The following is a 19,772-nucleotide window of genomic DNA, read 5'->3' as shown; positions in this document are numbered from 1 at the left end:
TTTAATCTAGCTTAGCAACCACAATAGATGCGTTAGAACCTCCAAAAGCAAATGAATTACTCATTGCAAATGACATGGGCTTCTCAATAGATTTCAAGGGTAGATAATTCAGATCACAGTCTGGGTCTGCAATTTGTAAAAAGGCTGTACCCGGGGCGATATTATTTTCTAATGCTTGCAAAGTAATGACTAGCTCGAGCGCGCCAGCAGCTCCAAGTGTATGCCCATGAATTGCCTTGGTAGAACTAATCGCTACCCCCTTTGCTGCATTTAGCCCAAAGGCAGATTTAATCGAATTTGTTTCAGCAATGTCACCAACCTGTGTGGCAGTACCATGGGCATTGATATAGGCAATTTGATCAGAATTAACTCGGGCTTCAAGAAGCGCCGCCTTAATTGCTTTTGCTTGGCCAACAGAATCGGGCTTGGTGATGTGTCGAGCATCTGTGCTCGTGCCATACCCGACTATCTCCCCCAATATTTTTGCACCTCGCTTTTGAGCGCTTTCTAGGGATTCTAAGACAAGGGCCGCTGCACCCTCACCCAATATAAATCCACTTCTATTCTTTGAAAACGGTTTGCACGACGAGGAAAGATCTTCCATATCCGGTGTTGCAAGTGTTCTTAACGCTTCCCAAGCTTTAATGGGTCCGGCGTTAAAAAGACTTTCTGCGCCACCAGCAATTGCTCGCTCACAAAATCCATACTTAATACTTCTAAAGGCTTCACCAATAGCATGGCTAGATGAAGCGCATGCAGTTGAATAAGTCAGTGATGGACCTGTAAAGCCGGTTTGTAGGGCTAGCAACGCAGCCGATCCATTAGCCATGACCCCAATAATCGTAAAAGGCCGCGCACGCCCTTTGTTGTTGAGATAAATATCTTGATAGGCACTATCTAAAGTATTAGACCCCCCAAAGCCAGTACCCCAGAAAATACCGCTTGCATCCAATTCTGACTCGCTGAGATTTTCAATGCCAGATTGCTTTAATGCCTCATGCGCGACAAACCAGGATAAGTGGGCAGTCTTATCAAACATGCCCAATGAAGAGGAATCTAGGCCATAGTCCAGATCTTGCTTAATTAGAGCGGCGCACTGTAAATCTACAGGTATTGCTGTTGGAGTATTAAATACAGATATGCCAGAAACACATTCAATGGCTTTTTGAAATTGAGTTACCGCACCAACACCAAGTCCAGATACTGCACCCAGGCCTGTGACTACAACTCTTTTTCCTGCTGAGCTCAATTGATAGGCTTCGCAGTATCAAGTAATGCAGCAACTTCTGCCAAAGTGTCTACCTTGGCATCTTCATTTGGGATGCGGACTTTGAAATGATCCTCAAGATCAAAAATGAGTTCAATCTTGCCTAAAGAATCTACGCCCAAACTTTCAAGAGTTGTATCAGGTCCCAATTCGTCGATTTTTTTGTCGAATTTTACTGAAACTAATTCGATCAAGGTGTTAAGCGTGTTGGACATTATTTATTTTTCTTCAGTTCGTTCAGCAGGCGATTATCTCGGTGCAGCAAAATCAAATATCTAGACTCAGATACCAGGAGTAGTAGTTTAGATTTAAATCGTTCACGTTGCAAAATTTCAATTAAAACAATCGCCACACTACCAAAAAATAAGTTGATGAGGTAGCGCTCTAAGTCGTGCGTCGTGAATATGAATTCGCCAAAGGGGGGTACGAAATAATAGTTAGCAAAGATACTGCTGCCTAAGATGAAGATGGTAGCTGGAACATAACCAAAAAAATAAGCTAGGAAGGTGGCAGCTAGAAAATAAAATTTATAAGTATGAGCACTATAAAAGGCAGGCCCAAAAGAAATCATGGCCGACGTAATGATCAGAAATAATGCCGTTGACCAGAGAAAAACGTCTAACGCACTAAAAGGTGACCAATTTTTTGAATTACGAATAATCATGCCCGGTTTTGTCTCTTATGGGTCTAAAATATATTAATGAACCTTGCAACGAATGATGATTCTAGCCCTTTAATTGTACTATTTCATGGGCTTTCCTCATCCCCGCTAGAGTTTAATTTCCTTGGCTCACAACTAATTGCTGCCGGATATAGAGTGAATACTCCCAGCATTCAGGGGTATTCTTTCGGTGGAAACGCCACCAGCTGGAAAAGTTGGCTTAGCGAAGCTGTTTCACATGTTCAGGGTTTACAGGCAAACGAATCCAAGCCCATTACCTTGGGTGGCATCTCATTAGGTTCAACCTTGGCCTTAGCTGTCGCATCCGAACTAAACGACATCTTAGGCGTCCTTGCCCTATCCACCACCCTCAAATATAACGGCTGGGCAGTGCCATGGTATCGTGCCCTGATCCCAGCAGGAATGGTTTTGGGGCTTGGGGATCGCTACAAATATATGGAAAAGGACCCTTTTGGCATTAAAAACCCCCAAATTCGTGCATATATTAAGAGGGTTCTTACAAGTCAAGATGTGTCGGATGTTGGCGGCTTATATATGTCTTTGAGACATATGCATGAAGGTAATAAGCTATGTAAATATGTAATAAAAAATTTAGCGACAGTAAGTTCAGCCATTTTGACTATTCACGCAGTAGATGACGAAATTGCAAACGTACTTAATGCGCAATTAGTGGCAGAGCGCACTAGCGCTACCATGGTACGACAAATTTATCTCGGTGATAGCTACCATATGATTACCGTCGATAATGAACGCGAAACAGTTGCTGCTGAAGTTCGTAGTTTCCTAGATTCTATTTATGGAAAATTTAAGCCAGAGCCCTATGAGGATAAAATTTTGTCCCCTGAATTGCAACGTTTTTTGCGCAATATCAAAAGAGGCAAGGAAAGCAAATAATTGTTTCGCTTGTTTGCCATCAACATTAACCAACTAAAAAGTTCAATATAGTGAACGTACTTCTACCCTATTTGGCTTCACCCATCATATTGATTGGTCTTAGCTACTGGGAAAGAAAATATCCGCTGTATCCCTACGGCTCAGATAAGGGTTGGCATAAGAGATTATTTATTTATGCCGCTCTTGGTCTATTAGCTACAACTTTAATAGGCCTAGCAAGCGAACCCTTTACTGAAAAATTAAACGCTCATAGTGTAGTCGCACATTTTTTTTCAGAAATGCCAAGCTGGCTCAATGGATTTGTGGCCTATTTTTTTATCTCATTTTTTGTCTACTGGTGGCATCGCTACCGCCACCATAGCAATACGGCATGGAAAGTCTTTCACCAAATCCATCACAGCACATATCGATTGCAGGCGGCCACCGCTTTTTATGCCCACCCTTCTGATTTTGCGGCTAATTTGACCATCATCAACCTAGTGAGCTATGGTTTATTGGGTTTTAATATTGAATCAGCAGCATGGGCCACTTTATGGGTAGCAGTTTTTGAGTACTGGGAGCACACCAATATTCGAACGCCACATTGGCTTGGATATTTCATTGTTCGCCCAGAGATGCATCGTATTCATCATGAACGCAATCGTCATAGCAACAATTACGGCCTTCCTCTTTGGGATATCCTCTTCGGAACTTATGAAAATTCGTCTAGGGTCGTAGAGTGTGGTTTTGAAATTGATGAAGAGGAGCGAGTTGTAGATATGCTCGCTTGTAAACAAGTTCAATAAAAAAGCCCCGATGAAGGGGCTTAGTGTCATATTTTTGGCGGAGCGGACGGGACTCGAACCCGCGACCCTCGGCGTGACAGGCCGATATTCTAACCAACTGAACTACCGCTCCAAATTAACTCGAGTAATACTTAAAAAACTTTTTACTACAACCAGAAAAACTGGCGTCCCCAGGGGGATTCGAACCCCCGTACTCACCGTGAAAGGGTGATGTCCTAGGCCTCTAGACGATGGGGACCTGGACTACTACAACTACTATTATTTTAAATGCTTGGTGGAGATAAGCGGGATCGAACCGCTGACCTCTTGCATGCCATGCAAGCGCTCTCCCAGCTGAGCTATACCCCCGAAATCTCGCAATAAAACTACAAGACACTCAAAACAATCCAAGATTTTATCCTATTTTTGTGCAAGTGCGCAAATTGCTTATACAACGACCTTGGAAAGCCTATTTATAGCCTCTTCTTTGCCTAAAACAACTAAGACAGCATCGATAGCTGGAGTCTGTGTTGTGGCAAATAAGGCATAGCGAACTGGCATTGCTAAGGCAGGCATTTTGATCTGGTGCTGGGCTAGAACCTGCTTGAATGCAGCGCTATAGGATTCTTTAGTCCCATCCGCATTCTTGAGTGCTTCTATCAAATCTTTTAGTGCGGGAACTATTGCTTCAGAGATATTTTCTGTAATTTGATCCTTGGTAAGATTCGGCGCTGTTGCATAAAATAACTTGGCACCTTCCGCAATTTCAATCAGAGTATTAGCCCGATCTTTTAGCAAGCCGACTACCTGAATAAAATTGGGACCATTTTCCGTATCAATGCCTAACTGATGTGCAAAAGGTTTGCATGCTTCTGCCAATTTAGCGGCATCTGCATTTTGAATATACTGGTGATTAAGCCAAAGTAATTTTTCTGGATTATGTTGCGCTGGTGAGCGCCCTAAACTATCCAACTCAAACCAATCAACAAACTGCTCTTTAGTAAATACCTCTGCATCGCCATGTGACCAACCCAAGCGAGCAAGATAATTCAAAATAGCATCTGGTAAATAGCCAGCCTTTTGATAGTCTCGAACGCTCATCGCACCATTACGCTTGCTCATTTTTTCGCCAAGATCATTCAGAACAGTCGGTAAATGGGCGTAAACAGGCGGAGAACCTCCTAAAGCCTTCATGATATTAATTTGACGGGGGGTGTTATTTACATGATCATCACCCCGGATAACGTGTGTAATCTTCATATCAAGATCATCCACAACTACACAAAAGTTGTATGTAGGAGTGCCATCAGGTCGCGCAATAACTAGATCATCAAGCTCATCATTGCTAATTTCTATTTGACCCTTGACAGCATCATTCCAAATGACCGAACCACCAATGGGATTTTTGAAGCGAATAACGGGTAAAACTCCCTCTGGGATTGGCGGCAAATCTTTGCCAGGCTCAGGCCTCCACAAACCGTTATATCGAGGTTTTTCTTTATTTGCCATTTGCTGATCACGGAGCTTATTGAGCTCATCCTCACTCATGTAGCAAGGGTATGCAAGGCCGGCTTCCACCATTTCCTTAATGACAGCTCGGTAGCGATCAATGCGCTGCATTTGATAAATCGGGCCTTCATCGATATCCATCCCGAGCCATGCCATGCCTTCAATAATGACATCGACAGCTTCTTGGCTAGAACGTTCTAAATCGGTATCTTCAATACGCAAAATAAAGTCGCCTTTATTGTGGCGTGCAAAAGCCCAGGGATATAAGGCGCTGCGTAAATTTCCCAAATGTATAAAGCCCGTGGGACTGGGGGCGAAACGTGTACGAATATGCATAATTGCCATTATCTCAGGTCAGCCTGCGTAACAGAAAAATCAAAAAAAGGGGATACTTTGCCTTATGAATGAATTATTGGTATTTATGTGTGACGGAGCCCCAGTTCGCGGGGAAATCGTATCCATCGGCAGTGCTTGGCAAGCCGTTTTAGAGCGTCGTAATGACCCCCCCGCCATTCGAAAGATTCTGGGTGACTTTGTCGGTGCAGCCACCCTCCTTAGCGCTAGTTTAAAGTTCGATGGCACCTTGATTATTCAAGCACAAAGTAATGGCCCTATTCAGCTGCTAGTAGTTGAATGCAAATCAGATCTGTCGATGCGCGCCACTGTAAAGCTCTCTGTCGATCCTTCGGAAATTAAAATAGATGCCACTCTTGGCGAGTTATTGGATGCTGAACACTCTGGGCGCCTGGTAATCACGCTTGACCCCGCTGATAGAGAGCCTGGCCAACCTCCTTACCAGGGCATTGTTGCTCTGCAAGAACAGCAGGGGGCCGTTATTAAGCCCGTTACTAGTGCAGCTGAAGCTATTGCGCTTTATATGCAAAATTCTGAACAACTCGACACTCGAATTTGGCTTGCTTCAAATGAAAACCAAGTCGGAGGCCTGCTGCTTCAACGACTGCCAGATTCTGGTGGACATGCCCATCTCGATCCCCAGGAAGCCGCTGAAGGTTGGTCAAGAATTCAGACCTTAGGTGAAACCATTACCGATGAAGAATTACTCACGCTACCTCCAGAAACTATTTTGAGGCGACTTTTTCTAGAAGAGTCTGCTGAGAATGGAGTCCGAAGCTTTCCAACTCGACCAATTCGTTTCTCATGTCGCTGCTCTCGAACAAAAGTAGCTGACGTATTGAGAATGTTGGGTGAAGAAGAGATTCAAAGTATTCTTGCAGAACAAGGCGTAGTTGAAACTATCTGCGATTTTTGCGCGAAGCCTTATCGCTTTGATGCGGTCGACTGTTTGCAGGTATTTAAAACTGATTCATTGACTGATGCTACTAGACCACCTTCTAGCGGACATTAACGGTGTATCTTTATTGCTTTACGGTAGATGCCTTGGCAGTATCTGCAGAAGATTGATCTGCGGGTAAGATTTGCACAAAGAATTCGCCCTCTTTAATGAGTCCATGCTCTACGCGAGCACGTTCCTCGATGGCGCGTGTGCCGTCTTTTAAATCTTTAACATCACCTTCAAGTTTTGCATTGCGAAGTGCTAGGAGGCTATTTTTAGCCTCCTGCAATTCCACTTGCTTTTCCATCTCATAGACCTTGAGCCACCCTCCCTTACCCAACCAAAGCGGGTACTGGATTGCAATAAGCAATACCAGCATAGAGTAAATAACAATGCGCATAATCTAGATAGCTACAGTCTTAACGCTTGAGGTTATAGAAAACAGACTTTCCAGGATAAGTTGCCACATCCCCTAAGTCTTCCTCAATACGTAAGAGTTGGTTGTATTTAGCAATGCGATCGGAACGAGATAAGGAACCCGTCTTAATCTGTCCTGCATTTGTACCAACCGCGATATCAGCGATAGTGCTATCTTCCGTTTCTCCAGAGCGATGTGAAATCACTGCCGTGTAGTTCGCACGTTTTGCCATTTCAATCGCAGCAAATGTCTCAGTCAAAGTTCCAATTTGATTAATTTTGATCAAGATTGAATTAGCAATTCCCTTATCAATGCCCTCTTTAAGAATTCGCGTATTAGTAACAAAAAGATCATCACCTACTAACTGAATCTTTTTTCCCAATTTTTGAGTAATATCAGCCCAGCCATCCCAATCGCTTTCATGCATGCCGTCCTCGATAGAAACAATCGGAAACTGGTCAGCTAAATTACCAAGATAGTCAGAGAATTCACTTGAGGTTAGTTGCAGGCCCTCACCTGATAGATGGTATTTGCCATCCTTGTAGAACTCGCTAGCTGCGCAATCTAAGGCTAATAAGACATCTTCACCAGCCTGATACCCAGCACCTTCAATCGCCTTCATAATGATTTGCAAGCATTCATGATTACTTTTGAAGTTTGGTGCAAAACCACCCTCATCACCAACTGTTGTAGGCATTCCTTGAGCAGCAAGAATCTTTTTTAGCTCATGGAAAATTTCAGCGCCACAACGCAAGGCATCACGAAAGTTTTCTGCGCCAACTGGCATCACCATAAACTCTTGGATATCTAAACTATTGTTTGCATGTGCACCACCATTAACGATATTCATCATGGGGACCGGAAGCTGCATACCACCAGATCCACCAAAATAACGGTACAAAGGTAAACCTGCTTCTTCAGCGGCAGCGCGCGCAACGGCCATGGAAACAGCCAGGGTTGCATTAGCGCCTAAGCGTGCTTTGTTATGGGTGCCATCTAATTCAATTAAGGTGTGATCTAAAAAAGCTTGTTCGCTAGCATCCAAGCCCAAAATAGTTTCTGCGATCTCGACATTGATGTTTTGAACAGCCTTAAGCACGCCTTTTCCAAGATAGCGAGACTTGTCACCATCACGGAGTTCTATCGCCTCTCGCGAACCTGTAGAGGCTCCTGAAGGTACTGCGGCGCGACCCATTACACCTGACTCGAGCAATACATCGCACTCTACAGTTGGGTTTCCACGTGAATCCAACACTTCTCTACCGATGATGTCAACAATGGCGCTCATGCACCTTCTCCTTAAAACAATATGAAATTGGGTTATTTAATGCACTGCAATTACTTAAAGCTGTCTTCTAAAAAAGAGTTGTTCGCTTTTACGACTGAATCAATATCCACCAAAGACTGTAATAATTCTTTCATGCGATTTAATGGCACAGCATTGGGTCCATCAGATAAAGCTTTTGCCGGATCAGGATGTGTCTCCATAAATAAACCGCTAATGCCGACTGCGACTGCTGCACGAGCGAGTACCGGCACGAATTCACGTTGACCACCGCTGGAATTTCCTTGGCCGCCAGGTAATTGCACTGAATGCGTTGCATCAAAGACTACCGGGGCCTTTGATTCGCGCAAAATGGCTAAGCTACGCATATCAGAAACAAGATTGTTATAGCCGAATGAAGCACCGCGCTCACAAACCATGAATTGATCAGACAAACCCATTTCTGCAGCGGCTCCACGAGCCTTCTCAATCACATTAAGCATTTCATGAGGGGAAAGAAATTGACCTTTTTTAAAGTTCACGGGCTTACCGCTCTGGGCACAGGCACGAATAAAGTCTGTTTGACGGCATAAAAAAGCGGGGGTTTGTAAGACATCAACTACTTTTGCTACTGCAGCAATCTCGCCAATGTCATGCACATCAGTTAATACTGGTACGCCCACTTCTTTCTTTACCTTCGCCAGTATTTCCAAACCTTTTTCCATCCCCAGGCCGCGAAATGAGGTGCCTGAAGATCGATTGGCTTTATCGAATGAGGATTTATAAATAAAGGGGATTTTTAATGCTGAGGTAATTTCTTTTAACTCGCCTGCAATATCAATGGCAGATTGTTCTGATTCAATGACGCAGGGGCCAGCGATTAAAAAGAAACGGTGATCTAGGCCAACATCGAACCCACAGAGTTTGAATGTACTCATAACATCCCCCTTACGAAACTTGCTTCAAAGTGGCATCCTGGTGAATCAGGGCAGCTTTAATAAATGCCGAGAATAAAGGATGCCCATCACGTGGAGTGGAGGTAAATTCTGGGTGGAATTGAACTCCAAAGAACCAAGGGTGCATTGAGTCAGGCAACTCCATCATTTCAGGCAGCATTTCGTTTGGAGTGCGCGCTGAAATTACCAAACCAGACTGCTCTAGCTTTGGCACATAAGTATTATTTACTTCATAGCGATGACGGTGACGTTCATTGACTTCTGCACCATAGATGCGATGTGCCAAAGTGCCCGGCTTAACCGGACAACGCTGGGATCCTAGGCGCATGGTGCCACCAAGATCAGAGGCATTTGTGCGTTTTTCTACGCGCCCTTCTCTATCGAGCCACTCAGTAATTAAGGCAACTACAGGACTTTCTGTATCCGCATCGAACTCCGTACTATTTGCTTGCACAATATTCGCCACATGTCGGGCAAACTCAATTACAGCCAATTGCATTCCAAGGCAGATACCTAAATAAGGAACTTGGTTTTCACGGGCATAACGAATTGCTGCAATCTTGCCCTCAGTCCCCCTCTTACCAAATCCACCTGGTACCAAAATAGCATCCAAATCTTTAAGGCAATCAATACCCTCTTTTTCGATATCTTCAGAGTCTATGTAAGTGATATTGACTCGTGTATGAGTATGAATGCCAGCATGGCGTAATGCTTCGATCAGCGATTTATAGGATTCAGTCAACTCTACGTATTTACCAACCATTCCAATGGTCACTTCATGTTTTGGATTGGCCAACTCATAGACCAGATTCGCCCATACAGACAGATCTGCCGGTTTTGCATTGAGTTCTAACTCACGACAAATTAAATCATCCATGCCTTGTGCTTGGAGCATTTCAGGAATCTTATAAATTGTGTCAACGTCCCAAACTGAAATAACCGCCTCTTCGCGAACATTGGAAAAGAGCGAGATCTTAGCGCGTTCATCATTTGGGATTGGGCGATCAGCGCGGCATAACAATACTGTTGGCATGATGCCAATTTCACGTAATTTCTGAACCGAATGTTGCGTAGGTTTGGTTTTTAATTCGCCAGCACTGCTGATAAAGGGTACCAACGTCAGATGCACAAAGGCGCAACTGTGCAAAGGTAGACGCAAACTCATCTGCCTTGCAGCCTCTAAAAATGGGAGGGATTCTATATCTCCGACAGTTCCACCGATCTCACAAATAGCAACATCTGCTTTGCCATCATGACTAGCCTTTGCTCCACGCTCAACGAAAGCTTGGATCTCGTTGGTGATATGTGGAATTACTTGAACTGTTTTGCCTAAGTATTCACCACGACGCTCTTTGCTGATGACTGATTCATAAATTTGTCCAGTAGTGAAGTTATTGCTTTTGCGCATCTTTGCTGAAACAAAGCGCTCATAGTGACCCAAATCTAAATCAGTCTCTGCTCCGTCTTCAGTTACGAAAACTTCGCCATGCTGAAGTGGGCTCATGGTGCCCGGGTCAACGTTAATATAAGGGTCTAATTTTAGGAGGGTGACTTTCAGGCCGCGGGATTCGAGAATCGCGGCAAGCGAGGCAGCTGCGATTCCTTTCCCTAAAGAAGAAACCACACCACCAGTGACAAAAACGTATTTGGTCATCGCTTAAGCTCTGTTGGAAAAAGTAATTATAACGATAGAGCTTCCTGGATTCAGAAAAACCAAAAAAGGTAGTATCTATAAAAGCAATGAAAAAAACGCTCGTTCCTCTATTTTTTGCCGCCTTTTCACTCTTAGGCTTTAGCTATGCCTACGCCCAAAACCTGGACACCATTACTGGGAACTGGACAACTTTTGATGACGGAACCAATCAGCCTGCCGCAATAGTCCGTATTTCAGAAAAGAATGGCCTATTTTTTGGTGTTATCACAAAATTATTAGACCCAAAAGCCCCGGTAAACTGCGATAAATGCCAAGATCTTCGCAAAGGTAAGCCCTTAGTTGGAATGGAAATTCTTTCTGGACTCAAGAAAACGGGCGATCTATATGTCGGCGGCTATATTTTGGACCCTGATGAGGGCGAAATTTATAAGGTTGAAATGAGACCTACCGATGGCGGCAATAAACTGGATGTTAGGGGGTATGTAGGCATCCCTTTGCTAGGTCGCACCCAAATTTGGAACCGAGAAAGGTAATTATTAGATGCGCCTCTTATTTTCAGTTTTGATAACCCTGCTTTCACTCTTCTATTTCCTCCCTTTTGCGATCGCTTTTCACAAGAAAAGGGCTAATACTGGGGCTATTTTTGCCTTAAACCTGTTTTTGGGTTGGTCCTTAATTGGGTGGGTTGTTGCCCTAGTCTGGGCACTTAAAGAAGAACAGGTTGTTTAAGGCACTCCGTCCTCTCTTTTGGTGAAATTAGCTGCAATTAGCGAATTCTTAGGGTTTAAACTCTTATATAAGACTTAAATTACTCACTATAATTTGCAAAATAGGGGGAAAATCCCTTTTTGGCCTTTCTATTGATAACTTTTACCCATAGGAAACATGATGTTAGAAGCTTACAACGCTCTTGTTGCTGAACGCGCCGCCCTAGGCATTCCAGCCCTCCCTTTAACCAAGGATCAAACCGCAGAATTGGTGAAGTTACTCATAAATCCGCCTGCTGGCAAAGAGGCAGAACTAGTAGAGCTCATCACGAACCGTGTACCCGCCGGTGTTGATGAAGCCGCCAAAGTAAAAGCAGAATTCTTAGATGCAATTGCTAAAGGCACAGAAAAATCTCCTTTAATTTCTCGCATACGCGCTACTGAATTATTGGGCACGATGCTCGGTGGCTACAACATCAAGCCATTAGTAGAACTGCTTGCTGACGCAGAATGTGGAGCGGCAGCTGCTGAAGCACTGAAGAAAACACTCTTGATGTTTGATTACTTTAATGACGTTCAGGAGCTCGCTGAAAAAGGCAATGCGAATGCTAAAGCAGTAATGCAAAGCTGGGCAAATGCAGAGTGGTTTACAAGCCGTCCTGCAGTACCAGAAAGCATGAAGCTTACTGTTTTCAAAGTAACTGGCGAAACCAATACCGACGATCTCTCGCCTGCACCAGATGCTTGGAGTCGCCCCGATATTCCATTGCATGCAACGATCATGCTGAAGAACCCACGTCCTGGTATTGAGCCTGATGAATCTGGTGTTCGCGGGCCGATGAAGCAAATTGCCGCCCTCCAGAAAAAAGGGAATCAAATTGCCTATGTTGGAGATGTCGTAGGTACAGGTTCCTCACGTAAATCCGCTACTAACTCAGTCCTATGGTGGACAGGTCAAGATATTCCATTCGTGCCGAACAAACGTTTTGGTGGGGTGTGCTTGGGTACCAATATTGCCCCAATCTTCTTCAACACAATGGAAGATTCAGGAGCATTGCCTATTGAATTAGATGTATCTCAAATGAATATGGGTGATGAGATTGAGCTTCGTCCATACGAAGGTAAAGTATTTAAAGATGGCAAGGAAATTACCAGTTTTTCATTGAAATCCCCAGTGATTTTGGATGAAGTACGTGCCGGTGGTCGTATTCCTTTGATTATTGGCCGCGGTTTAACTGCTAAAGCTCGTGCAGCACTTGGCTTGCCTGCATCCACGGAGTTCCGCTTACCGGTAAATCCAGTAGATAACAAAAAGGGCTTTAGTTTGGCTCAAAAAATTGTTGGTCGCGCATGTGGCTTACCAGAAGGCCAAGGTGTTCGCCCTGGTACCTACTGTGAGCCGCACATGACTACAGTCGGCTCACAAGACACCACGGGCCCAATGACTCGAGATGAACTGAAAGATTTGGCTTGCTTAGGATTCTCTTCAGATCTAGTGATGCAGTCGTTTTGCCACACGTCAGCCTATCCTAAGCCTGTAGATATTCGCACTCAACATGAGTTGCCACCATTCATGACTAATCGCGGTGGTGTCGCTTTGCGTCCAGGTGATGGCGTAATTCATAGCTGGTTGAACCGCTTGCTCCTACCAGATACATGCGGAACTGGTGGTGATAGCCATACTCGTTTCCCAATTGGCATTTCCTTTCCAGCAGGCTCCGGATTAGTGGCTTTCGCGGCCGCAACTGGTGTGATGCCATTAGATATGCCTGAGTCTGTATTGGTCCGATTCAAAGGCAAGATGCAACCTGGTATCACATTGCGTGATCTAGTCAATGCAATTCCTTTGTATGCAATCAAAAAAGGTTTATTGACCGTTGAGAAGCAAGGCAAGAAGAATATTTTCTCTGGTCGTATTTTAGAAATCGAAGGTCTACCCGATCTGAAGGTTGAGCAAGCATTTGAATTATCTGATGCTTCAGCTGAGCGTTCTGCTGGCGGCTGTACAGTTCACCTGAATAAAGAGCCGATTATTGAATACATGACATCAAACATTACTTTGATGAAATGGATGATTGCGAATGGTTACGATGATAAACGCACGTTAGGCAGACGCATTAAAGCTATGGAAGCCTGGATTGCTAATCCACAACTTCTCAAGGCTGATGAAAATGCCGACTATGCAGAGATCATTGAAATCAATATTGATGAAATCAAAGAGCCAATTCTTGCCTGCCCTAATGATCCAGACGATGTCAAAATCTTATCTGAAGTTGCCGGCGATAAGATTGATGAAGTGTTTATTGGCTCATGTATGACCAATATCGGCCACTTCCGTGCAGCAGGTCAGGTATTGCAGGGTAAGAAAGATATGCCAACCCGTTTATGGGTAGCGCCTCCAACCAAGATGGATGCCATGGTATTAATGGAAGAAGGTTACTACGGCATGTTGGGTGCAGCTGGTGCCCGTATGGAGAGCCCTGGCTGCTCACTTTGCATGGGTAACCAAGCGCAGATCCGCAAAGGTTCGACAGCTGTATCAACCTCTACACGGAACTTCCCTAACCGCTTGGGTATTGATACTCGCGTATATTTGGCTTCCGCTGAATTAGCTTCTGTTGCCGCCCTCTTAGGCCGTTTACCAACTCCTGCGGAGTATTTAGAGCAAGTTAAGTCGCTCGAATCTAAAGCTGGTGATGTTTATAAATACATGAGTTTTGATAAGCTCAAGTCATTTAGCGATGTGGCAGATACCGTAACGGTGTAATTGTTGGATCATCCGACATAGAAATATGTCGGAATAAAAAAGGCGATCAATAGATCGCCTTTTTCTTTGCATATCAACGCCACGAAAGGCAATTTATATGGCTAATTTGTTTTCTTGCCTAGCATTTTCACGGCTGATTCCGGAAACCCATTTATTTGTAGGTAAACCAGTCTTTTCAAGGATCAGTTTGGCGCGTTTACTAACGTCCTTCCACTCAGCCTCTAATCTAGGGCCTTTAAAAGCAATCGCGACTACATTGCAGTCATGTGATTCAGGAAACAATAAGACGCGGTTATCAAAAGCTTCGCATATATTGTTGAGGTTGATATTAAAGCTCTTATGACGTGAGAATAAGTTGACAGTCAAAACGCCTGGGCCTTTTAGGATATCAAAGCAGCCTTTATAAAAATCAAGAGAGCTAGCAACAGGCCCATCGCAAATCGCATCATACAGATCAACCTGTACAGCATCAAACTGGTTTTTATATTTCGCTGACTGTACAAATTCTTTAGCGTCTGCTTGCAAAGTCTCAAGCCGTCGGTCATCATCGGGCGTAAAAAACATTGATCGTGCGGCAACAATCACAGAAGGATTTAGCTCAACGACTGTAGTTTTTACTGCGGGGCAATAACGATGCTGAAATTTAGTTAGCGCTCCAGTACCTAAGCCGAGCTGAGCTATGCGCATGCCAGGCTTGGTTTCTAGAAATAGAAGCCAAGCCATCATTTGCTGGTTATATTCCAGATAGATTTCATCAGGGTCACGTATGCGCATAGCGCCTTGAATGAGTTCGCTACCAAAATGCAGGTAGCGAACACCCCCGCTTTCCGAAAAAGTTACTGGCTCCATGGCAAACACAGCTTATTGAGCCCAGCGACGAGCGTTACGGAATAGACGTAACCACGGACTTGCGCCATCCGGAACTTCTAGCCACTCAGGAGGACACCAGCTCATTTGTGCTGCACGGAATACACGTTCAGGATGGGGCATCATGACCGTAAATCGACCATCAGGCGTGGTAACGCCTGTCAAACCGTTTGGTGACCCGTTTGGGTTCATTGGATAGGTTTCAGTTGGATTACCCTGATGATCAACAAATCGTAATGCAGCTAAGCCTTCCTTAGCGATTTGCTCTATATTTCCTTGCTGACTAAAGTTAGCAAAGCCTTCACCGTGAGCTATAGCAATAGGCAACTGGCTACCTTCCATTCCTTGCGTAAAAATGGAGGGGGAAGATAGTACTTCAGCCATTACCAAGCGTGCTTCATATTGTTCAGATTGATTGCGAGTAAATTTAGGCCAAGCTTCCGCACCAGGAATAATTCCTGAAAGATTACTCATCATTTGGCAACCGTTACAGACGCCTAAGGCAAAGCTATCTTGGCGAGCGAAGAAGCTTGAAAACTGATCACGTAGCTGTTGATTAAAAAGAATGGTTTTAGCCCAACCTTCACCTGCACCCAAGACATCACCATAACTAAATCCACCGCAAGCAATTAACCCGCGGAAATCGTCCAACCTAGCTTTGCCAGTCAATAAGTCAGACATGTGCACGTCATAACTATCAAAACCAGCCCAATTGACTGCATAAGCCATTTCCACATGAGAGTTAACGCCCTGCTCTCGTAATATAGCTACCTTAGGTCGAGCATTTTTCTGAATGAATGGGGCCGCAATATCTTCTTTAGGGTCAAATGTAAGCTTTGGCGACATACCTGGGTCAGCCAGGTTATCCAATAAAGAGAATTCACTATCTGCACATACTGGGTTGTCACGCAAACGGGCAATTTGATAGCTTGTATTGGTCCACATCTTTTGAAGAAGTTCGCGTGGCTCAGCAAAAATCTTTTTAGCATCCCGCCATATTTCAATATGGCCATTATTGTTAGGCTTACCAATGACATGGCTAAATGCGCTGAGGCCTAATTTACGCAGCGTTGCAAACACAGCATCGCGGTCAGCTCTTCTTACCTGAATCACTGCCCCCAACTCTTCGTTAAAGAGTGCGCGCATTGTTTGCTCGTGACGACGACCAGAAACTTGCTGCGCCCAATTTTTAGCATCACCATGATCAGGTTCCTGACCAGCGTCAACTGCAATCATGTCTACGTTAAGTGAGACACCAGTGTGGGATGCAAATGCCATCTCAGCAACGCAGGCAAGCAAGCCACCATCTGACCGATCATGATATGCCAGCAATTTTCCCTCTTTACGCAGCTCAATGATTGCCGAGGCTAATGCTTTGAGGTCTTCTGGATGATCCAGATCTGGGGCTGTATTGCCAGATTGATTTAATACCTGAGAAAGAATGCTGCCTGCCATTCGATTCTTGCCACGACCCAAATCAATCAGAATAAGTTCGCTATCAACGCTAGAACCATCTGGATGTTTTAATTTAAGTAACGGCGTGCTTGTTTTGCGCACATCCTGAACAGAAGCAAATGCAGAAATGATGAGAGAAACCGGGGAAACTACTTTCTTTGCTTCATTACCATCTTGCCATGCGGTAGCCATGGACAATGAATCCTTACCAACAGGAATTGATATTCCTAGGGCTGGGCACAATTCCATACCCACCGCCTTTACAGAGTCATATAACTTAGCGTCTTCACCTGGAGCTCCACATGCTGCCATCCAGTTAGCGGATAGCTTAACTTCTTCCAGGCGCAAAATATCAGCAGCCAATAAATTGGTGATGGCCTCACCCACTGCCATACGTGCTGCTGCAGGCGCATTAATTACTGCAACAGGGGTTCGTTCACCCATAGTCATTACTTCACCGCGATAACCCTTGTAATCCATCAAAGTCACTGCGCAATCGGCTACAGGAACTTGCCATGGACCAACAAACTGATCTCGCGCATTCAAGCCGCCAACCGTTCTATCACCGATAGTAATTAAGAAGGATTTACTTGCGACTGTTGGTTGCTGCAGGACCCAAGCGACCGATTGAGCCAAGTCAGCATCTGTAACATTTAACTCTGTAAATTCTTGTGGCACTCTTTTTACATCACGATGCATACGCGGAGGCTTACCAAGCAACACCTCCATTGGCATATCAATTGGGTATGAGGTATCAGAACTAGTGGGTTGTTTTGAGTCGCTCAATTTCAGCTGACGTTCAGCAGTAGCTTCTCCTACAACAGAGAAAGGGCAACGCTCACGTTCACAGAACGATTTAAATAATTCCAAATCTTTAGCTTCAATTGCCAAAACATAGCGTTCTTGAGATTCATTGCACCAAATCTCGGCAGGGCTCATACCACTTTCTTCAAGCGGCACGCTACGCATTTCAAAAGAAGCGCCTAAACCAGCACCATCTGCTAGCTCAGGGAATGCATTAGATAAACCACCTGCTCCAACATCATGAATAGAAACTATGGGATTATTGACACCCAACGCACGGCAAGCATTAATTACCTCTTGCGCGCGACGCTCCATTTCTGGATTACCTCTTTGTACAGAATCAAAATCAAGATCAGCGGTGTTCGTACCGGTTGCAACTGAGCTACCTGTAGCGCCACCCATACCAATGCGCATGCCAGGGCCGCCTAATTGAATAAGCAAATGTCCCGGTTGAATCGCCTTTTTCTCTGTATGAATAGAGTCAATACTACCTATACCGCCCGCAATCATAATTGGCTTGTGATAGCCGCGACGAACGCCTTCTAGGGTTTGCTCAAAAACACGGAAGTAACCTCCCAGAATTGGCCTACCAAACTCATTATTAAATGCAGCGCCGCCAAGTGGGCCATCAATCATGATCTGCAAAGGAGTTGCTATGCGATCAGGCTTACCGTAATACTCGCTTTCCCATGGAAAATTCGTTCCGGGAATATTTAAATTGGATACTGAGAAACCCGTTAAGCCAGCTTTAGGGCGGCCACCAATACCTGTGGCCCCTTCATCGCGAATCTCTCCACCTGCACCAGTTGAAGCGCCAGGAAACGGTGCAATAGCAGTTGGGTGATTATGAGTCTCCACCTTCATTAAAGTATGAACTAAACGCGTATCTTTTTCATAGCGCTGCTCTTTACCTTGAGGGACCCAAGTCTCAGCCTCACATCCCACCATAACTGCTGAGTTATCAGAGTAAGCAACAATGGTGCCTTCGGGCTGAAGTTGATGTGTGTTACGAATCATGGAGAACAAAGAGCGCTCTTGATCATCACCATCAATTGTCCAACTGGAATTGAAAATTTTATGGCGGCAATGTTCACTATTAGCTTGCGCGAACATAATTAACTCAACGTCGCTAGGATTACGCTCCAAGCGAATAAAGTTCTCGGTCAAATACGCAACTTCATCATCGGATAAAGCTAAGCCCAATTCTTGATTTGCTTTATCAAGTGCAGTCCGCCCTTCTGATAAGACTGGGATGCGAGTCAATGGACGGTCATCTAGCGATTGGTACAGATTATTAGCTGCCTCTAATGAATCAATCACAGCCTCTGTCATGCGATCATGAATTGCAGCTAAAACAATTTCATTTTGCTCGGCAGTTAAGTTCTTTTTTGATTTCCAGGAAAACTGTATGCCGCGCTCTAAACGCAATACGTTAAGAGCGCATTGCTGGGCAATGTCAGTTGCCTTACTTGCCCAAGGAGATACCGTGCCCAATCTTGGAATCACAATAGCGCCCTGCAACCCATCGGATGATTTTCCGAACCAAGATTTACCTTGATTGATTTTGGAGGCAAAAGGCTGTCCGTAGGTCAGCAGGCTAGCCAAGACAGCTTCACTCTCAGGGCTTAATTGAGTCTCTGACCAAATGAAATGTAAGTATTGGGCCTCAATAGAATCTAGCTCAATCCTTTGGGCTGCCAAAGTGGCCAAAAGTCTCTGTTGACGGAATGGAGAAAGCGCATCGGCGCCAGGTAAAAAGTGGAAAAAAGACATCCCTAGATTATAAGGTTTTGCCTATAACAATCGCCCACCCTGAAGGTGTAATTGACGCTGACACCGCCCAGCCAAGGCTGAATCATGGGTTACTAAAATCAGGGTCGATTTATTGGCCTTATTGAGGCCAAAAAGAAGCTCAATCACCCTATCCCCACTAGTCTCATCAAGGCTGCCTGTGGGCTCATCTGCGAAAAGGATGTCAGGTTTATTAATAAACGCCCTAGCCAGGGCTACCCGCTGCTGCTCACCTCCTGAAAGAGTGCCTGGAAAGTGGTTGAAGCGATCCTGAAGACCAACCTGAGTTAGCCAAGATTTGGCTTGATCCTGAGCATTTTTAAGCCCATTTAACTCCGCTGGCAAAATGACGTTCTCTAAGGCCGTCAAATGGGGTAACAGCTGAAAGGTTTGGAAAACAAACCCAACGTGAGCACCCCGCAAGATAGCTCTGCCATCTTCGTCTAGCGAATTTAAGTCCTGACCCATCAAAGTGACATTTCCAGTGCTTGGCACATCTAACCCAGCCAAAATACTTAACAAGGTGCTTTTTCCGGATCCTGAGGTGCCAGTAATGGCCACGCTTTCACCGGCTTCAATATCAAAGCAAATGTCATGCAAAATGCTAAGAGCGCCATCACTAGATGAAACACTTTTGCCAAGATGGTTGGCACTGAGAACTTTGCCTGGAATACTCATA

17 protein-coding genes and 3 tRNA genes are annotated in these 19,772 nt (G+C 44.7%); 6 read left to right on the top strand and 14 right to left on the bottom strand.

Going from position 1 to position 19,772, the window contains the following annotated elements; genetic code table 11:
* Position 1: 1 nt before the first annotated feature.
* Genes PNUC_RS04990 through PNUC_RS04980 form a run of 3 tightly spaced genes read right to left on the bottom strand, consistent with a single transcriptional unit; the run spans position 2 to position 1,931 of the window.
* Complete coding sequence (locus PNUC_RS04990) at positions 2 to 1,249, bottom strand: beta-ketoacyl-[acyl-carrier-protein] synthase family protein (protein ID WP_011902796.1); 1,248 nt, start codon at positions 1,247 to 1,249, stop codon at positions 2 to 4.
* A complete protein-coding gene (locus PNUC_RS04985; protein WP_011902795.1) occupies positions 1,246 to 1,482 on the bottom strand; it encodes an acyl carrier protein in 237 nt (78 codons plus the stop codon). The genes PNUC_RS04990 and PNUC_RS04985 overlap by 4 nt, the downstream gene beginning before the upstream one ends.
* Positions 1,482 to 1,931, bottom strand: a complete 450-nt coding sequence (locus tag PNUC_RS04980) for a DUF4118 domain-containing protein (RefSeq protein WP_048812092.1) — start codon at positions 1,929 to 1,931, stop codon at positions 1,482 to 1,484. The genes PNUC_RS04985 and PNUC_RS04980 overlap by 1 nt, the downstream gene beginning before the upstream one ends.
* A gap of 36 nt (positions 1,932 to 1,967) precedes the next feature.
* Here PNUC_RS04980 and PNUC_RS04975 point away from each other — a divergent pair, with 36 nt between their 5' ends.
* On the top strand, positions 1,968 to 2,843 hold the full coding sequence (locus PNUC_RS04975) for an alpha/beta hydrolase (RefSeq protein ID WP_011902793.1): 876 nt from the start codon (positions 1,968 to 1,970) through the stop codon (positions 2,841 to 2,843).
* Positions 2,844 to 2,893: 50 nt separating this feature from the next.
* Positions 2,894 to 3,628 carry a sterol desaturase family protein gene (locus PNUC_RS04970; RefSeq protein WP_011902792.1) on the top strand — a complete coding sequence of 245 codons (735 nt, stop codon included), beginning with the start codon at positions 2,894 to 2,896 and terminating at the stop codon, positions 3,626 to 3,628.
* Positions 3,629 to 3,663: 35 nt separating this feature from the next.
* Here the strand turns inward: PNUC_RS04970 and PNUC_RS04965 are convergent.
* The 4 genes from PNUC_RS04965 to gltX all read right to left on the bottom strand — a co-directional run bounded on the left by PNUC_RS04965 (position 3,664) and on the right by gltX (position 5,461).
* A tRNA-Asp gene (locus PNUC_RS04965) sits at positions 3,664 to 3,740 on the bottom strand.
* Positions 3,741 to 3,790: 50 nt separating this feature from the next.
* A tRNA-Glu gene (locus PNUC_RS04960) sits at positions 3,791 to 3,866 on the bottom strand.
* A gap of 34 nt (positions 3,867 to 3,900) precedes the next feature.
* Positions 3,901 to 3,976, bottom strand: a tRNA-Ala gene (locus PNUC_RS04955).
* Positions 3,977 to 4,054: 78 nt separating this feature from the next.
* Positions 4,055 to 5,461, bottom strand: a complete 1,407-nt coding sequence (gene gltX / locus PNUC_RS04950; protein WP_011902791.1) for a glutamate--tRNA ligase — start codon at positions 5,459 to 5,461, stop codon at positions 4,055 to 4,057.
* Positions 5,462 to 5,516: 55 nt separating this feature from the next.
* Between gltX and hslO the strand changes: the two genes are divergently transcribed.
* The gene (hslO, locus tag PNUC_RS04945) at positions 5,517 to 6,482 is read left to right on the top strand and encodes an Hsp33 family molecular chaperone HslO (protein WP_011902790.1); all 966 of its coding nucleotides are present in this window, start codon (positions 5,517 to 5,519) and stop codon (positions 6,480 to 6,482) included.
* A 10-nt stretch (positions 6,483 to 6,492) separates the two neighbouring features.
* Here the strand turns inward: hslO and ftsB are convergent, their stop codons facing one another.
* Genes ftsB through PNUC_RS04925 form a run of 4 tightly spaced genes read right to left on the bottom strand, consistent with a single transcriptional unit; the run spans position 6,493 to position 10,702 of the window.
* The gene (ftsB, locus tag PNUC_RS04940) at positions 6,493 to 6,810 is read right to left on the bottom strand and encodes a cell division protein FtsB (RefSeq protein WP_011902789.1); all 318 of its coding nucleotides are present in this window, start codon (positions 6,808 to 6,810) and stop codon (positions 6,493 to 6,495) included.
* 19 nt (positions 6,811 to 6,829) lie between these two features.
* On the bottom strand, positions 6,830 to 8,116 hold the full coding sequence (eno, locus tag PNUC_RS04935; protein WP_011902788.1) for a phosphopyruvate hydratase: 1,287 nt from the start codon (positions 8,114 to 8,116) through the stop codon (positions 6,830 to 6,832).
* 50 nt (positions 8,117 to 8,166) lie between these two features.
* Positions 8,167 to 9,030, bottom strand: a complete 864-nt coding sequence (gene kdsA / locus PNUC_RS04930) for a 3-deoxy-8-phosphooctulonate synthase (RefSeq protein ID WP_011902787.1) — start codon at positions 9,028 to 9,030, stop codon at positions 8,167 to 8,169.
* A gap of 10 nt (positions 9,031 to 9,040) precedes the next feature.
* Positions 9,041 to 10,702 (bottom strand): CTP synthase, encoded by a 1,662-nt coding sequence (locus PNUC_RS04925; protein ID WP_011902786.1) that lies wholly within the window; start codon positions 10,700 to 10,702, stop codon positions 9,041 to 9,043.
* A gap of 86 nt (positions 10,703 to 10,788) precedes the next feature.
* Here PNUC_RS04925 and PNUC_RS04920 point away from each other — a divergent pair, with 86 nt between their 5' ends.
* The 3 genes from PNUC_RS04920 to PNUC_RS04910 all read left to right on the top strand — a co-directional run bounded on the left by PNUC_RS04920 (position 10,789) and on the right by PNUC_RS04910 (position 14,176).
* Positions 10,789 to 11,235: a DUF2147 domain-containing protein gene (locus PNUC_RS04920; RefSeq protein WP_011902785.1), complete on the top strand. Its 447-nt coding sequence runs from the start codon at positions 10,789 to 10,791 to the stop codon at positions 11,233 to 11,235.
* 7 nt (positions 11,236 to 11,242) lie between these two features.
* A complete protein-coding gene (locus tag PNUC_RS04915; RefSeq protein WP_011902784.1) occupies positions 11,243 to 11,431 on the top strand; it encodes a superinfection immunity protein in 189 nt (62 codons plus the stop codon).
* Between the two features lie 159 nt (positions 11,432 to 11,590).
* The gene (locus PNUC_RS04910; protein ID WP_011902783.1) at positions 11,591 to 14,176 is read left to right on the top strand and encodes a bifunctional aconitate hydratase 2/2-methylisocitrate dehydratase; all 2,586 of its coding nucleotides are present in this window, start codon (positions 11,591 to 11,593) and stop codon (positions 14,174 to 14,176) included.
* A 93-nt stretch (positions 14,177 to 14,269) separates the two neighbouring features.
* On the opposite strand, the gene PNUC_RS04905 is transcribed toward PNUC_RS04910, so the two are convergent.
* The 3 genes from PNUC_RS04905 to PNUC_RS04895 are packed head-to-tail and all read right to left on the bottom strand — an operon-like array spanning position 14,270 to position 19,771.
* On the bottom strand, positions 14,270 to 15,025 hold the full coding sequence (locus PNUC_RS04905; RefSeq protein WP_011902782.1) for a spermine/spermidine synthase domain-containing protein: 756 nt from the start codon (positions 15,023 to 15,025) through the stop codon (positions 14,270 to 14,272).
* Between the two features lie 12 nt (positions 15,026 to 15,037).
* Entirely contained in the window at positions 15,038 to 19,075 is a 4,038-nt protein-coding gene (gene purL / locus PNUC_RS04900; protein WP_011902781.1) for a phosphoribosylformylglycinamidine synthase, read from the bottom strand.
* Between the two features lie 21 nt (positions 19,076 to 19,096).
* Positions 19,097 to 19,771, bottom strand: coding sequence for an ABC transporter ATP-binding protein (locus PNUC_RS04895; protein WP_011902780.1), 675 nt, complete (start codon positions 19,769 to 19,771; stop codon positions 19,097 to 19,099).
* Position 19,772 lies beyond the last annotated feature (1 nt).

Origin of the sequence: Polynucleobacter asymbioticus QLW-P1DMWA-1, assembly GCF_000016345.1 — a bacterium.
GTDB classification, from domain to species: Bacteria; Pseudomonadota; Gammaproteobacteria; order Burkholderiales; family Burkholderiaceae; genus Polynucleobacter; species Polynucleobacter asymbioticus.
This window is presented reverse-complemented; position numbering and strand designations above follow the sequence as displayed.

What these genes read in the sequence shown, in the direction of transcription:
- PNUC_RS04985 (WP_011902795.1), bottom strand. Translation starts at nt 1,482, where the DNA reads ATGTCCAACACGCTTAACACCTTGATCGAATTAGTTTCAGTAAAATTC.
- PNUC_RS04980 (WP_048812092.1), bottom strand. Translation starts at nt 1,931, where the DNA reads ATGATTATTCGTAATTCAAAAAATTGGTCACCTTTTAGTGCGTTAGAC.
- PNUC_RS04975 (WP_011902793.1), top strand. Translation starts at nt 1,968, where the DNA reads ATGAACCTTGCAACGAATGATGATTCTAGCCCTTTAATTGTACTATTT.
- gltX (WP_011902791.1), bottom strand. Translation starts at nt 5,461, where the DNA reads ATGGCAATTATGCATATTCGTACACGTTTCGCCCCCAGTCCCACGGGC.
- hslO (WP_011902790.1), top strand. Translation starts at nt 5,517, where the DNA reads ATGAATGAATTATTGGTATTTATGTGTGACGGAGCCCCAGTTCGCGGG.
- ftsB (WP_011902789.1), bottom strand. Translation starts at nt 6,810, where the DNA reads ATGCGCATTGTTATTTACTCTATGCTGGTATTGCTTATTGCAATCCAG.
- eno (WP_011902788.1), bottom strand. Translation starts at nt 8,116, where the DNA reads ATGAGCGCCATTGTTGACATCATCGGTAGAGAAGTGTTGGATTCACGT.
- kdsA (WP_011902787.1), bottom strand. Translation starts at nt 9,030, where the DNA reads ATGAGTACATTCAAACTCTGTGGGTTCGATGTTGGCCTAGATCACCGT.
- PNUC_RS04925 (WP_011902786.1), bottom strand. Translation starts at nt 10,702, where the DNA reads ATGACCAAATACGTTTTTGTCACTGGTGGTGTGGTTTCTTCTTTAGGG.
- PNUC_RS04920 (WP_011902785.1), top strand. Translation starts at nt 10,789, where the DNA reads ATGAAAAAAACGCTCGTTCCTCTATTTTTTGCCGCCTTTTCACTCTTA.
- PNUC_RS04915 (WP_011902784.1), top strand. Translation starts at nt 11,243, where the DNA reads ATGCGCCTCTTATTTTCAGTTTTGATAACCCTGCTTTCACTCTTCTAT.
- PNUC_RS04910 (WP_011902783.1), top strand. Translation starts at nt 11,591, where the DNA reads ATGTTAGAAGCTTACAACGCTCTTGTTGCTGAACGCGCCGCCCTAGGC.
- PNUC_RS04905 (WP_011902782.1), bottom strand. Translation starts at nt 15,025, where the DNA reads ATGGAGCCAGTAACTTTTTCGGAAAGCGGGGGTGTTCGCTACCTGCAT.
- purL (WP_011902781.1), bottom strand. Translation starts at nt 19,075, where the DNA reads ATGTCTTTTTTCCACTTTTTACCTGGCGCCGATGCGCTTTCTCCATTC.
- PNUC_RS04895 (WP_011902780.1), bottom strand. Translation starts at nt 19,771, where the DNA reads ATGAGTATTCCAGGCAAAGTTCTCAGTGCCAACCATCTTGGCAAAAGT.